Origin of the sequence: Alkaliphilus hydrothermalis (genome assembly GCF_016908555.1) — a bacterium.
GTDB lineage: Bacteria > Bacillota > Clostridia > Peptostreptococcales > Natronincolaceae > Alkaliphilus > Alkaliphilus hydrothermalis.
This window is the reverse complement of record NZ_JAFBEE010000009.1, coordinates 1-14,846: the sequence shown is the minus strand read 5'-3', so window position 1 is coordinate 14,846 and position 14,846 is coordinate 1. Positions and strand designations below refer to the sequence as shown.

17 protein-coding genes and 1 pseudogene are annotated in these 14,846 nt (G+C 32.8%); all 18 read right to left on the bottom strand.

What is annotated here, in order from left to right; translation table 11 throughout:
* Positions 1 to 143 precede the first annotated feature (143 nt).
* Complete coding sequence (locus tag JOC73_RS07900; protein WP_204401842.1) at positions 144 to 353, bottom strand: hypothetical protein; 210 nt, start codon at positions 351 to 353, stop codon at positions 144 to 146.
* Positions 354 to 557: 204 nt separating this feature from the next.
* Positions 558 to 698 (bottom strand): hypothetical protein, encoded by a 141-nt coding sequence (locus JOC73_RS07895; RefSeq protein WP_204401840.1) that lies wholly within the window; start codon positions 696 to 698, stop codon positions 558 to 560.
* Between the two features lie 192 nt (positions 699 to 890).
* Positions 891 to 1,358: a DUF5085 family protein gene (locus tag JOC73_RS07885; RefSeq protein WP_204401838.1), complete on the bottom strand. Its 468-nt coding sequence runs from the start codon at positions 1,356 to 1,358 to the stop codon at positions 891 to 893.
* A gap of 268 nt (positions 1,359 to 1,626) precedes the next feature.
* Complete coding sequence (locus JOC73_RS07880; RefSeq protein ID WP_204401836.1) at positions 1,627 to 2,124, bottom strand: CPBP family intramembrane glutamic endopeptidase; 498 nt, start codon at positions 2,122 to 2,124, stop codon at positions 1,627 to 1,629.
* Positions 2,124 to 2,492, bottom strand: a complete 369-nt coding sequence (locus JOC73_RS07875) for a hypothetical protein (protein WP_204401834.1) — start codon at positions 2,490 to 2,492, stop codon at positions 2,124 to 2,126. The genes JOC73_RS07880 and JOC73_RS07875 overlap by 1 nt, the downstream gene beginning before the upstream one ends.
* Positions 2,493 to 2,561: 69 nt before the next feature.
* Entirely contained in the window at positions 2,562 to 3,521 is a 960-nt protein-coding gene (locus JOC73_RS07870) for a S41 family peptidase (protein WP_204401831.1), read from the bottom strand.
* Between the two features lie 173 nt (positions 3,522 to 3,694).
* Positions 3,695 to 4,648 carry a S41 family peptidase gene (locus tag JOC73_RS07865; RefSeq protein ID WP_204401829.1) on the bottom strand — a complete coding sequence of 318 codons (954 nt, stop codon included), beginning with the start codon at positions 4,646 to 4,648 and terminating at the stop codon, positions 3,695 to 3,697.
* Positions 4,649 to 4,945: 297 nt separating this feature from the next.
* On the bottom strand, positions 4,946 to 6,406 hold the full coding sequence (locus tag JOC73_RS07860; protein ID WP_204401827.1) for an HlyD family efflux transporter periplasmic adaptor subunit: 1,461 nt from the start codon (positions 6,404 to 6,406) through the stop codon (positions 4,946 to 4,948).
* Positions 6,403 to 8,613 carry a peptidase domain-containing ABC transporter gene (locus JOC73_RS07855; RefSeq protein WP_204401825.1) on the bottom strand — a complete coding sequence of 737 codons (2,211 nt, stop codon included), beginning with the start codon at positions 8,611 to 8,613 and terminating at the stop codon, positions 6,403 to 6,405. The genes JOC73_RS07860 and JOC73_RS07855 overlap by 4 nt, the downstream gene beginning before the upstream one ends.
* A gap of 62 nt (positions 8,614 to 8,675) precedes the next feature.
* Positions 8,676 to 9,434 (bottom strand): transposase, encoded by a 759-nt coding sequence (locus JOC73_RS07850; protein ID WP_204401823.1) that lies wholly within the window; start codon positions 9,432 to 9,434, stop codon positions 8,676 to 8,678.
* A gap of 128 nt (positions 9,435 to 9,562) precedes the next feature.
* Positions 9,563 to 10,315, bottom strand: coding sequence for a transposase (locus JOC73_RS07845; RefSeq protein WP_204401821.1), 753 nt, complete (start codon positions 10,313 to 10,315; stop codon positions 9,563 to 9,565).
* Between the two features lie 272 nt (positions 10,316 to 10,587).
* Positions 10,588 to 10,827 (bottom strand): hypothetical protein, encoded by a 240-nt coding sequence (locus JOC73_RS07840; protein ID WP_204401819.1) that lies wholly within the window; start codon positions 10,825 to 10,827, stop codon positions 10,588 to 10,590.
* A 20-nt stretch (positions 10,828 to 10,847) separates the two neighbouring features.
* Positions 10,848 to 11,078 (bottom strand): hypothetical protein, encoded by a 231-nt coding sequence (locus JOC73_RS07835; RefSeq protein WP_204401817.1) that lies wholly within the window; start codon positions 11,076 to 11,078, stop codon positions 10,848 to 10,850.
* A 54-nt stretch (positions 11,079 to 11,132) separates the two neighbouring features.
* Entirely contained in the window at positions 11,133 to 11,609 is a 477-nt protein-coding gene (locus tag JOC73_RS07830; RefSeq protein WP_204401815.1) for a GyrI-like domain-containing protein, read from the bottom strand.
* A gap of 531 nt (positions 11,610 to 12,140) precedes the next feature.
* Positions 12,141 to 13,532 (bottom strand): S-layer homology domain-containing protein, encoded by a 1,392-nt coding sequence (locus tag JOC73_RS07825; RefSeq protein ID WP_204401813.1) that lies wholly within the window; start codon positions 13,530 to 13,532, stop codon positions 12,141 to 12,143.
* Between the two features lie 119 nt (positions 13,533 to 13,651).
* Positions 13,652 to 13,804, bottom strand: coding sequence for a hypothetical protein (locus JOC73_RS07820; protein WP_204401811.1), 153 nt, complete (start codon positions 13,802 to 13,804; stop codon positions 13,652 to 13,654).
* A 233-nt stretch (positions 13,805 to 14,037) separates the two neighbouring features.
* Complete coding sequence (locus JOC73_RS07815) at positions 14,038 to 14,517, bottom strand: group II intron maturase-specific domain-containing protein (RefSeq protein ID WP_330613144.1); 480 nt, start codon at positions 14,515 to 14,517, stop codon at positions 14,038 to 14,040.
* Positions 14,491 to 14,712: pseudogene (locus tag JOC73_RS15410) on the bottom strand (reverse transcriptase domain-containing protein); the annotation flags it as partial. The gene JOC73_RS07815 and the pseudogene JOC73_RS15410, both read right to left, overlap by 27 nt.
* Between the last annotated feature and the right edge of the window lie 134 nt (positions 14,713 to 14,846).

Sequence of the window (14,846 nt, the reverse complement as noted above, 5' to 3'; positions counted from 1 at the left end):
ATATTTATAGCATGTATATACCCTTATAACCTATAAAACAAACTAAAGGGATTATTTATTCAGTCTGGAAATCTTTATAGATGACATAAAAATACCCTAATCGCATCCATTAGCCTACGACTAGGGGTTTGTATACCTAGGTTTTATTCACTTATTACGATTGTTTCTGCAACGAATTTACCATTTACCACTTTACCCATAACTACCACATAGTTGTTAATTATTCTCATTAACTCTAACTTATCTATATCTTCTTCAAATACTCTTTCCCTGTATATTCCCCTAAGCAATATATGGTATATTCCTGTTCTACTCTTTTCTCTTGATGTTCTAGGCATATGTCTCACTGTCATTTAATCAATAATGTAGGGACAAGCAACCTGTCTCTTTATGTCTGTTCGTCTCTTTAATTATTTTTTGTCTCACTATGGAGAGTATATCCATTCAATATTGCTCCATATACTGCATGTTTAGTGCTATAGATTGATGGTTAAAAGTCTATCCAAATCTTTTTATTTTGGGGCAGTCAACATGTCCCCCTGTCTACTTTCTATATGTCACTTATTTTTTTTATCAAATACTTTATGTAACTTATCAAAGGTTATTGTAAGCATTGCTGACATAATCACTCCAAAAAGAATCCCATAGATTATTCCATCAAGTAATCCATCGAATATTGCCTTATACACTCCAAACATTAAGCTAAATATCAAGAAATTTTTAACATATCTGTTCATAATAGCTCATCCGTCCTTTCAATAGTTATAGAATGTATTTTTTTAAAGTCTTAAGAAACTCTAGTTGGTCCCCCTTCATCTTCAAATATATTTTGACGATTGATCCCCCTGAGGATGATATGATATATTCCTGTTTTGCTTTTTTGTCTTGGTTTACTTGGCATAGTTTATCACACTCGTTTTAAAATTAATACAGAATAGTGGGACAGATAACCTGTCCCCAGGCCCCGCATTATAACCCGGAGTAATTTGCTGAAGATTATTTCTTTGCATATATCCAATCATTTCTTGATAAACATTTTGTAGTAAATTAGGATTACCATGATGCCTTGCATATATTGCATTTACTAAGTGGAATATATCTTTGGTTTTGTATCCACCTATATTTCCTATTTTTTTGTTAATTGGCACTAGTATTTCCATATCTAACAACTGCTGTCCATTTGCCTGTTCCACTGTAAAGGTTGCGGTAATCACAGGCCCGGTTTTTACAATTCCATTATCTTCAATAAATTTACCTATTTTCACCATTTCTTGGTGGACGTCCATTTCTGTCATTTTCTTTCTTAAAGATAAAACATTTTCAAGTTTAAGTTCTTTGCCAGTCTCTATATTAATCATAATTATCCCTCCATCTCTCATATGTTACTTTGTTATAAGAACTGCTTGTCTATCTAGTTATATTTTAGTAAAACATTCCAGTATTGACTAGGTCTAAATTTTTATAGACCCTCCATCAAACGTTTATATTTCAACATTTAATTTGAAATTTTTTCTGAAAATTTTATCAAACTAGAATACTCATGCTAAAAAGCGATGTAAAAGAACACTACATTATCACTTAATGAAAATTTTTGTATTTATTTAAATGCTTTATTTCCTCCATATTTTAAGCAATGACGTTTGATAATAAGAATGACACAGCATTTCTTAGAGCATGAATTAGAACTACTACCATAAAAGCAGAACTCTTTTTGTTTTCATATACACAGAATGAATATGCCAATAGTATCCCTATAATAAATGTATAAAAAATATAAAGCATACTATAAGAATGTGTACTTGCAAACAATGCTGCTGATACTAAGATAACGATATATTTTCTAGATTTTAGTGCAGGAATCCACTGTAGAATCTTTATTGGCATTAGTTGAAATAAAAAGGTTTCAAGTAACGGCGCAACTATGACAACCACTATGAATATTCCAGCTGGTGGCAGTGAATTAATTGCACTAGGTCCCCCCATTGGTCCTACTTTATCTAAAAATAATTTAATTAAAGGTATAAAAGGAATATATACTATGTACGTTATTATAGTCATAAGGAATATAAACATCGGTGCTGATAAACTGTTTAGATAATTGTTAATATTTTTCACGTGATTCATTATGTTCTTCCCCTTCTTAGATATAATATTAATACAAATCCACTAAATATATAGGCTTGCCCGTTAGTAGCTGCATTGACACTTCTTAAATTGATTTCTAAATCTGAAATAGTTTTTTTGTTGGAGTCGATCGAAGTATTAATACTTAGGAGAATTTCATTTTTGTACTTCTCCAACTCCAGTTGAGTACTTTTTATTAGTTTTTCAGCATCCTCTACTTCTTTTTGAGGAATTGTTTCTACCTCCCCCAAGGCTTCTGACGTATTATATGCGGCCTCCTGTTGTATCAGTGTATCTTCAAACTGCTGTATGTTGAACTTGTAGTCTTCTAATTTGGTAAAATAAACAGTAATACTACCATCAAACAAGTTTGTATTTGCTAGAATACAATCACTAGACAAGTTTTTTATAAAAGGTTTTAAGTTCCTTTACATATTTCAATTTAGTAATCGGTAGACTTCTTCAAGTTGCAGTCTATTGTCTTTTTCACGTGTTTTTTGATCCTCAACTTCGCTTAGTGATTTATAGTACTCTTCAGAATGTCCTATATAAATAGTAGGTTCAATCCCATTTTTAGGTATAATCGACTTATCAGGGCCTTCCATTATATTCTTGACAAAGGTTACTCCAGAACCATCCAAATATTTTTTAAGTCCAAATGAAAAATATTTACCACGTGTTCTAGTTCCAATTATTGTAACATTGTTATGGTATTTAGAAAGTCCTAATATCATAAGCTCTGAGACACTGGCTGTTTTACCATTAGTCAATAAGATGATATTTTCAACTGAAATAATTTTTCTATTTTGTGAATATACCTTCTCTTCATTTGTATCAGAAACCAAACTAAACATATGTTGTCCCTCATCTATGAATAAACTCATAATTTTCTTAAACTCATCAACGGATCCTCCGCTATTATCTCGAATGTCTAAAACTAAGTTTCTGGAATCCCCTATATCTGATATATGTTCTTCAAATTCTTTGAAGGTCTTACCCTTCTCAAAACTGGTAAATTTAATATAATAGCTATCATTGTTTAAATATCTGCCTTCAAAGACATCTGTGTCGTTAGATAGTTTGCTAAAAAGTGTTTTAAGTTCCTCTTTAGTATAATATTTATTATATATAACCATCTCATCACTTTCGTACTTGTTGATATCTTCCATAATTAATTTCATTATGTATTTTTCGTAATTTTTATTTTTGTCTTGTGAATACTGGTCACCCAACTTCGTTTCAATGGCTTTATTTATATTTTGTAGATTATAATAGTTCTCATGCAAAGTATTCATAACAATTTGTGGTTTATTATGGGCTAATTTATAGTAACGGCCTCCGATTAGTATCACAATCATAATTATAACCCCTAAAAAAAAGCTCATCACATTCTTCATAAAGTGCCTCCTTTTTTCTGTACCTATTAGCAGTGTATACTACTTTTTACTAAGCTAATATTTAGCATGGTTTGATAAAACCATGCTAAATATTGTTATTAATTTGCTAAATCTCTCCCAAAGTCAGCAATAGCATTACCTGCTTTTTCTAAGTCCTTAAAGGAGCTATTTCTCTAATCTTTAGAAAGTTCAAGAATTTCATTTAGAATTCTTATACTTTCCTGTTCTGTTACTCTATTATAATTATTTGTATCATAGTTGATATTGATTTTTATATCAGGTTCAAATCCTTTCATATGATAATCCTCTTTGTTTGGTCCATATAACTTTCCAGTTACAAATGCTATCATAGAACCATCATGATATTTCCTACTTGATACCTCAATACCTTTTCCTGTCGTTTTTTCTCCATAAATTTTTACATTACTTAAATTTGATTTTAAGGAAATTGCCATAATTTCAGCTGCACTTGCAGTCTTATTACTTGTTATTACCTGTATTTCCTCAAAGACTATATTGTGCTCATCTGTATCAATGACCGGATGCATCTCTCCACGTTTTTCAATATAGTATAAAGTTTGACCTTTTTCAGTAAAAAGATTTATTACTTTATTGGCAGTTTCAACACTCCCACCTATATTATTACTCAAATCGATAATTAAGTTTTGACTAATTTTTGTATTTTTAAGGACATTTTCTATATCCTTAAATGTATTTTCAACAAACTTATCAAATTTAATATATACAATTTTATCACCAATGCCTTTACTTTGAACATTACTTGAGAATAATTTATGATATTCCTCATTTTTCTCAACTAATTCTTTACTTATTACACGATTGTATTTTTTTATCATCTCATCTTCATTTTCATTTACTTGATTAAAAACAGCTGAAATCCAAAAATCATCTTTACTATCTAGTAAATCTATTTGATTTTGATCTAATGCATAATAATTTTCAATAAAATACTGTAAAAAATAATCATATTTCTCATATTTAATTTTATCTTTTTCATGAATCTCTAACATAACAAGTATTATTAGACTAAATACTATAACCATTATCCACGGTAATATCATGTTTAAACTATCCTTATTAAGTTTATTTTTTCTAGCTTCACTCATATTTAGCTCTGCGTTTGAACGCTTAACCTCCTCATAATTAAATAATCTATTGTTATGGGATATCCCATAACAATAGATTATTTCAATTTCTAAGTCTTTTTATAAATTGAACAACCTTTGCAGTAATTTAATCCATGCAGGATCATCTTCTACAATGAGTATTTTTATTGTTTTCATATTTTTAGACCCACCAATACATTCCTATTACTTTATTCTGTATAAGATCAAAAAAATATCTTTAAGTGCTAAAGTCATTAAACTTCAACCTATTTTCAATCATTTAAATCAAGAGGAGCGTTAATCTCTCAAATCTATTTTTTCTAATAAATGATATAGTATTTTCTTAGAACCTGTAATCACTTGTGCTTCAGCCATCATACCTACTTTGATTTCCGCCATTTCCCCTTTATAGCTAAAAAGAGGTCTATTTTCAACAGAGGCTTCGACTAGGTAAAAACTCATACCGCTCTGGTCATCAACTCTAGCATCCGTACTGATTCGTGTGATTTTCCCTGTAAGGGCTCCGTATTCTCTGTAGGGAAGGGCTAAGAAATGGTATTTCACTTCATCGCCTACTTTAATCCCTGCTATGTCCTTATTGGATACATAGAGCTGGATCTTATATTGGGATTCTGACTGTGGAAGAATTGTTAATACCTGCATTCCAGTCTGCAGGAAATCCCCTTCTGCCATCTCCACTTTTCCATTGATTGTCCCTGACTGGGGAGCCTTAACTACTGCATCAGCTATGTTGATCTCAATACTTTCTAAATCTCGTTCTAAGTTTTTAATCCTGGATTCATAGGCTTTTATGTTTTCTTCTATTTGAACTAGATTGTCCATTTTATGCTTTTGGGGAATCAGCCCTTGTCCACTTGAAGCTCCACTGGCACTTCTTAAATTGATTTCTAATTCTGAAATAGTTTTTTCATTGGAGTCAATTGAAGTATTGATACTTAACAGATATTCATTTTTATACTTCTCCAACTCCAGTTGAGTACTTTTTACAAGTTTTCCAGCATCCTCTACTTCTTTTTGGGGGATTGCACCAAGCTCTCCCAAGGCTTTTGACGTATTGTAGGCTGCTTCCTGTTGTAGCAGTGTATCTTCAAAGCGCTGGATATTAAATTTATAGTCTTCAAATTTGGTAAAATAAACAGTATTGCTACTATCAACTAAGTTTGAATTTGCTAGAATTGAATCCCTAAGCAGTTTTAAATTTTCCAACGTATTGCTCACTTCCTCATACTGTTTGGCTGCTAATTCACTTCTTCTTAGTTCGATTTCTAGATCTGTTTGATACTTAAGAAACTTATTATAGTAATCATTTTCTTCTTCTACGTTTGGATCGAAATAGTTTTTACCATCCATTACACTTTTTCTAAGCTTATTTAAGTTGTCATACTCCTGTTGAGAAGTCGATAATTCTTTTTTCAATACATCTCTTTCCAGCAAAAACTTTTCAACATCGATTGTATAAAGGATATCTCCCGCATTTACTTTTTCTCCATCTTCATAATGCACTTCTTTAACATTACCCGTCACTTGATTGGTAATGGTGCTCACCGTCTCCTGCGGCCTAACTACACCATTGGTCTTGACATAAATATCTATTTCCCCATAATATGACCAACCTAAGGTAATTACTAATATCCCTATGATTAGATAGATAAATATTGCCATAAAGGGGTGGGGCTTTCCTAGCATGACTTCTTTACTATCAGTTATTTCGCTGATATCTTGAATGATTCCCTTCATATGGCACCTCCTGCTTCACATGCCAGCCCGTCATCATTGTTGGGAAGCTGTTCTTTCCATAGTTCATAATACTTACCCTGCTTGTCCATCAAATCCTCATGATTACCAGCTTCTATAATTTCACCTTTTTCCATAACGTAGATTGTGTCACATCTTTTTATGGTACTTAATCTATGGGCTATGATAATGGTAGTAACTCCATCACTTAATTTATCTATCGTTCTTTCTATGGCTTTTTCTGTAATGGAATCTAGATTACTGGTGGCCTCATCCATAATAAATATATCAGGATTTTTTAAAATAGCCCTAGCAATGGCTAGTCTTTGTTTTTGTCCTCCAGATATATTGGAACCATTCTCCTCCAGCATTGTTTCATATCTTAAGGGTAGTTCATTGATAAAATCATGAGCTTTTGATAACTTTGCAGCTTCAATGATTTCTTCTAGACCTGCATCTTGATCTCCCATCAAAAGATTCTCCTTTATAGTTCCACTAAATAGGAAAATATCTTGAGATATATAGGCAATTCGTTCCCTTAATTTTTCTAAGCTGATATCCTTTACATTGATATCATTTATTAATATTTCTCCCTTTTCCCATGAGTAGAAGTTTAATAATAACTTTACTAGAGTTGTTTTTCCTGATCCACTTTCCCCCACGAGGGCTATTTTTTCACCAGGCTTTATTTTCATATTTATACTCTTTAGTACTAATTGTCTCGTTCCATATCTAAAGTCAACATTTTTTAACTCAATTGTTCCCTTTAGAGAATTTGGTTTAATCTTTTTATCTTCATCTGGGCTTTTTTCCAACTCTAAGTCAAGTATTTCCCCTAAACGATCCGATGCTACGATGGCCGTCTGCATCATAGGTTGTAGGTTAATGAGGTTTTTTATTGGATCTAGGAAATATGCCAATAACGCATTAAAGGTAATTAATTGCCCTACAGATAAATTCCCTTGAATTACATTGTAGGCTCCTACCCATAGAATTACTATTCCTCCTATAGAGGCTACAAATCCTGATAAGGAAGATTGAAAATTCCCTATCGTTCCGCCCTTAAATACACTTTTTAATAGCTTTACAAACTTGATTTCCGTCTCTATATTGGCCTTTCTTTCAGCATTGAAGGCCTTTAGGGTTTCGATTCCATTTAAAGATTCTACTAAATAGGAGGTAAGTTGGGCATTGTCCTCCATCTGCTTTCTATTAATGTCTTTAATTGGCTTATTAAATGCAAATACGATTACTCCATACAAAATAGCTATAATAAGTGTTATAACAAAGAGCATACTATTTTGAGTATATAGGATAATACCACCTACAATGGCCATTAGGGTATCGATCATAATGGTGAGGGTTGCACCTGAAATGGCATCCCTTACCTTAGAGGCATCCATAAAACGGGATACGATTTCCCCTACTTTTCTTGTCCCGAAAAAGTTCATTGGTAATTCTAAAACGTGTTGGTAGTACCCCAAAATCAAAGGGATGTCCAAGCGTTGGCTCAGATAAAGCATTAGTTGGGATCTAAAAGCATTTAATAAAATCTTAAAAATATTAAGTACAATAATTCCAATCGAAACAATATGTAATGACTTACTTAAATTGTATTGTAGTATGTCATCTAGTAGGAATTTGAAATAAAAGGACCCCAATATTCCAAAAAGGGTATAAATTAAAGAAGCTAAGAAAATGTGTAATATTAGAGACTTTTGAGGCTTTAATAGTCCAAAGAATCGCTTAAAAATCCCTTTAGTCTCATCTCCCTTTTTAAAACTAGCAGCCGGTACCATCAAGATTAATACACCTGTCCATAACTTGAAGAATTCTTCAGGGGTATATTTTACTAGACCTTTTGCTGGATCTGCAATTATGACTTCTTGCTTTGTTATTTCATGAATAACAACATAGTGTAAAAGAGAGCCATCTACTACAACATGGGCTATGGCTGGTAAAGGAAAATCACTAAAGAAAGCCTCTTGGTTTCCCTTAACCCCCTTAGCAGTAAAGCCCAGTTGTTCTGCTGCTTTGATTACCCCCAAGGCATTGGTCCCCTGTTTGTCGGTCCCTGCTACTTCTCGTATTTTTGTTATGGGAATCTTAAGTCCATATTGCTTTGATATTGTAGCAAGGCAAGCAGCACCACAATCAGTGATATCATGTTGTTTGATACAATGGTATTTTTTAAATGGATTTTTTAGCATGTTTACCTCCATTGTTGATGTGATTATTGATTGTTGTAAATTAATGAATATTTTAATGAATATTAAAGTCGTCCTATAACACTTTTAGATATTCCCGTTATTCTTGATAATTGTCGTATGGTAATTCCGTTTATTGATTTTAATTTCTTTATGACTTCATTTCTTTGTACTTTTTCTAGTTGTTGTAATTGACTAATACAAATAACGCCTAGCTCCCTTAGATAACTAATGACGACTTCATCTTCCACTTGTATTTTTTCTTGTAGCTCCAAACATATATCTTGATTCTTTTGTTCTGTGTATTCCTTAAACATATGTATGGCATCGTCCTTATCCTTAGAGAATAAGCTTAACACCAGATCTATATCGACTACTTGACTATCTCCTATAAACTCTTTGTAGCTACTCCAGTCGTATTCTTCGATATTTTTTATTAATCCAGCTTTACTTGGGTTTTGGTGAATATATCTCAGAACTGTTAATAAATACTGGTCATCTTTCACTACCTCGCTTTTGAACCTTTCTTGAAATAAGTGGCCTACTCGATCATATTTATTGTTATACCAGTAGGCGTAGCTTCCACAAATTCTTTTTATAGAATTAGATATGGATTCATCTATCTCTTTTATTAATAGATGGACATGGTTTGTCATGAGGCAGTAACCATACATCTGATATCCACATAATACTTTATATTTTCTTAGAGTCTTAAGAAACTCTAGTTGGTCCTCTTCATCTTCAAAAATGTTTTGTCGATTAATCCCCCTGAGAATAATATGATATATTCCTGTTTTGCTTTTTTCCCTTGGTTTTCTTGGCATTTTATCACACTCGTGTTTAAATTACTATTAAGATTAATATTTTATCCTTCATCTGACCATAAGATAAAAGGTCACTCCATCTACACGTATTAACTATAGATTGAAGGTTAAAAGTCTATCCAAACCTTTTATTTTGGGACAGTCAACCTGTCCCCCTGTCTACTTGATAATTGACGGGTGGTGACCCCCTCTAAATTCTTTAGCTTTTTTAATATTTCATTTCTTTTATTTTTCTCTAACTGCTGGAACTGACTGATACACGAAATCTCCAACTCCGACAAATAGCTGATGATATCTTGATCTGCCACTTGTATTTTCTCTTGTAAATCTAGGCATTTATCATGGTTACTCTGATTTGTATATTCTTTAAACATATTCAATGCTTTAGCTTCTTCATGAGAAAACAAACCCAAAATTGGCTTCACATCTATTAGCTGTCTTTCCCTCATGTATTCCCGATAACTGCTCCAATAGAAATTAGATAAATCATTAGTTAACCCTGCCTTTACAGGATTTTGATGAATATATCTTAGATTAATTAATAAGTATTGCTGGTCTTCAACTACTTCGCTTTTGAATCTTTCTTGAAACAGGTGTCCCACTCTTTCATACTTATTGTTGTACCAATAGACATATCTTCCGCATACTCTTTTGATTATGTTGGAAATTGATTCTTCTGTTTCCTTTAGAAGTAGATGTATATGATTAGACATTAGGCAGTAACCATATACATCGTAGCCACTTTTTTCTTTGAAATGTTTTATTGTATCTAGCAGCTCTAGCTTGTCTTCATCATCCTCAAAGATATTCTGTCTATTAATACCTCTGAGGATGATGTGGTATATTCCCGTTTTACTTTTTTCTCTTGGTTTTCTTGGCATTTTATCACGCTCGTTTTTAGAAATAACATAGTGGAGATGGGACAATTGACCTGTCCCCTAGTTTCTCTAGTTTCTAGTTTCTTTTAAAAAAAAAATTTTATGATGCCGATAATTAATAGTCCTATCGCACCAGCATAAATTAATATATCCGAAAATTTTCTAGCATCCATGCGCATCACCCTTTACTCATTTTTAGTTGCTAAGTTCACATAAATATATTTTTATGCTAAATTATAGATAGACTCAGTCTACCTATAATTTAGCAGGATGAATTATACCTTTGCACCAAACATTTTCGCCAACCCTAGCGTTGTCGTAGCTACTCCCACATTAAAAACACCAAATGCTACTATTGCAACAGGTATCGACACTGGTGCTGTCAATGTGGTCGTTGCTAAAACTACTGCACCGATTCCTACACCCATTACTGAAGCGCCTGAAAACCAATCAGCGGAGCCCCCTGTGATCAAGTACAACTCATCATTATTTAACTCTATTAGACTGTTATTCATTTTCTTTCCCCCTTTTAACTTTATGCATAATATGCCCCACCAGTAGCAACTATACCTGCTACCGTTTTAACAGCTGCAGCTTTCCAAACTGTAGCGGCTACAGCCCCAGCTGGTGGATTTAAAACTGTTAAAGCCACAATACCCACAAATGTCAGGCCAGTTGCGATAGCCAACATGGTTCCACCGCCATTTGTTTCCATAAGTGTTTGTAAATCTAATTCTATAAAAGGATTATTAGTTGTTATCTCCATTAACTTCACCCCCTTTCATTGATCAGTTAATTAATACTTACTTAATAACTTAAATTATAAGATAGATGGATTCACACCTATATATATATCTACTATCATACCATCCATTTCTTCTATTGTTTGTGGTTCATTCACATTAACGTTATATCCCATAGTTATCTGATGTAGTCTATTTTCATTAATATATTTCATCACTTCATTATAAGTACTTTGCAAGAGATTTGGATTTCCCTGGTGTCTAGCATAAACTGCATTAACTAAATGAAATTCTTTCTTTAGCACATATTCTCCTGTTAGCTGTACTTCTCGGTCCATTGGGACAAGGATTTCCATATCTAGCAACTGTTGTCCATTTACTTCTTCCACAGCAAACGTTGCAGTAACAACTGGTCCATTTTTCTTAATTCCATTCTCTTCAAAGAACTTACCTATCTTCATCATTTCTTGCTGTATATCTCCTTGAGTCATTTTCTTTCTTAAGGATAATACATTCTCCATTTTAAGTTCTTTTCCAGTTTCTATATTTGCCATAAGTTAACCTCCTACCGTTTTTATCTATAGGGATAGGGTCTAGTTATGCCGATCTTTGGTTTTCTATAACCCCTTTGTCCTCTTGTTTATATTTTAGTAGTATTTCCCTAATATGCATAGGTCTATTTTTTATAGGACATAGGTATAACGTTGAAATTTGCACATTTTAAATTTTTAAATTTTCAAAATACATTAAATCAAAAAATAAAAAGCCCTGTACAAACAGAGCTAAGATTGTGTACCAATATAATATAACCTATTTTGAGTTCTCCCGCAGGGTATGGGACAATTGACCTGTCCCCTCGTCCTATGTGTCCCCTCGTCCTATGCAAAGTATTCATAACAATTTGTGGTTTATTATGGGCTAATTTATAGTAACGACCTCCGATTAGTATCACAATCATAATTATAACCCCTAAAAAAAAGCTCATCACATTCTTCATAATTGCCTCCTTTTTACTGTACCTATTAGCCAAAAAATACCCTAATCGCATCTATTAGCCTACGACTAGGGGTTTGTAAACCTAGGTTTTATTCACTTATTACGATTGTTTCTGCGAAGTACTTTCCATCTAGATGCTTACATATTATTGTTACTTTATTAGTGTTTTTTATAGCATCAAAGTTTGTTGCATTCTCATCAATGATATTTATATACGTAGTGGACGCAAGTGTGTCTATTCTTACTAATTGATTATCTTCCAACCTTATGATAAATGCCTCCTGCTCTCCATCTACATACTCAACCTTACCTTTAAATCTTTCATTGGCTTTTACCTCTACTTCTACAACCTCAGCTTGAATCCTAATGACTTCATCTGATTGGAGGATTAATTTTACAGGATAGCCTGTCCTAATATCTACTAAATTTTTTTGCTCCTGATTTAGCTCTATAACTACTTCAGATGCTAAATTATAGGTTTTTTCAATTCCATCCATATCTTTAATATTAATTTCAGCTTTTTCTTTTATTAGTATTGATGTTATAGTACCTTCAATTTCCTCTTTAAGTGGCTCTATTTTGGTATCATAATCAATATTAGTAATCAAGTTACCTTCTAGAGTAGTATCTATCCATCCACCAACCTTCAAATCTATGATACTAATTTCATGATCTTCTTTTGATATATTAACTTCATCATCTAATAAATATTCTTTTATAAGATTATTTTTATCTCTTATCATCAGACTCTGATTATCACCAAACTTAATGTCCTCTATATACCCCGATATTCGAGTATCCTTTTGGTTTCCTTGTCTGTAATCATAGGCAACAGAAAGTACCTTTGCCATAGTGGCTCTGTTCAATGAATCCTGTGGATTAAAGTTTCCTAATACATCCCCATATTGATTAATTACTCCAATATCAATCATCATACTGACATATGGTTTTTCTTGATCTGGAATCATTATATTGTCATTAAAGCTTAATACAATTAGTTCTTTACTTTTTGCAGTTTCTTCGAGGTCTAGTGCCCTAGTTAAGTATCTACAGATTTCTAATTTATTTGCATATCTAGACTTCCCATTCACATAGGAGGACCTCAATTCTTTTTCAGTAATAATCCCTCTAAATAAACCATAGGCCATTTGTTCATTAGCCCAGAATTCAACGCCTACCTCAGAAAGCAACTGTCCATATGTATCTACTGCTGTACTCAATTCTTCTTCTGATGGCTCCATCAACCTTGTCACCATCACGATTGCTTGTGATACTGAGACACTTAAGTTTGGGCTATACATTCCATTAGCCCCTGTTATAATTCCTTCACTATTCATCTTATTTATATACTCTATTGCCCAATGATTGGACGGAACATCGCTAAAGATACTTTCCGCGTATCCTACACTACTACTTAAGATCATAATAATCACTATAAATGTAACAGTACTCCGTATACTCTTTCTTCTTAAGTTATTCAATTTTACTCCTCCTTTTATTCCATATATTACATGTGTAAGTAATATAATTCGATAAAAGCACTGTATTTCCTGCATTTTTTTCAATAATATGTTAAAGAATACGCATTGATAAAATAGTCCTATATTGCTTTAACGTCAGTTAGTGTCAGCTCAGTATACCCCTCCAGAATGAATGGATTAATGCTCAATCCACTGATATTACGTTCTGATATGATATTAGCCCATTTTTCTTGACGATACTGTTGGATAACCGTTTTGATTTTATTTTCCATATGGCGTCTCCTTGATTTGATAGTTTTTAAAGCACTTGAAAAACTACAAGAAAGTTTTTCAAGTTTTTAAAGTTTTTAGACTATACCAAGAATATCATATCAAGATGCACTCTGATAGGTACGCACTATTAACCGTTTACGGCGCACATCGAGTAGGAGGTGAATAATTATTTTATCCACCGACCTCTCACACCACCAAGCATACCGTTCGGTACTTGGCGGTTCATTAGGAACTAATGTATTAACTGATATCGTTTACTAATGCTCTTAAAACCTAGTTTATCAAGGTAGTCATTAGTAAGCGTTCTTTGTAAGATAGGGCTTTTGGATATTCTCCAATAGCCTTTTCTCGTGTTTGCATATTCCCATGCTTTATGTTTGTTAATTCCTAGTTTCTTTAAGTTACTAAACTTAGTTTTAACCCTTTTCCATTGTTTCCATATACATGCTCGCAGTCTTCGTCTTATCCATTCATCAAAACTTTTAATTCTTGATTTCGCTTTAGCTATACTAAAATAGTTAATCCATCCAACTGTTATTTCATTTAGTCTCTTAAGGCGATATTCCATACTTATACCTTTATTCCGATTCGTTATTTCTCGAATCTTTTCCTTAAATCTACTATATGACTTTTCATGTATTCTTACTTGAACGCCATTTCTGTCGAAGTAAAATGAAAACCCTAAGAATTTCCTTCTAGTTACTAGGTCCACCTTGCTCTTTTCTTTATTTACCTTGAGTTTAAGTTTTCCTTCCAATAGTCTCATCATACTATCCATGACTCGTAGACCTGCCTTTTTGCTTTTTACATAGATATTACTATCATCCGCGAAGCGGCAGAACTTGTGTCCTCGACGTTCCAATTCCTTATCTACTTCATCTAGCATTATGTTTGAGAGCAAAGGACTTAGGGGACCACCTTATGCAAAGTAAGTACTTATGCAAAATAAACCTGTAGGTGTAGCATAATTACTGATGTTACCTCTGATTTACTTTGCATAATCTTCGGCAATGATTATAGAGTAAAACTCAAAAATCATTG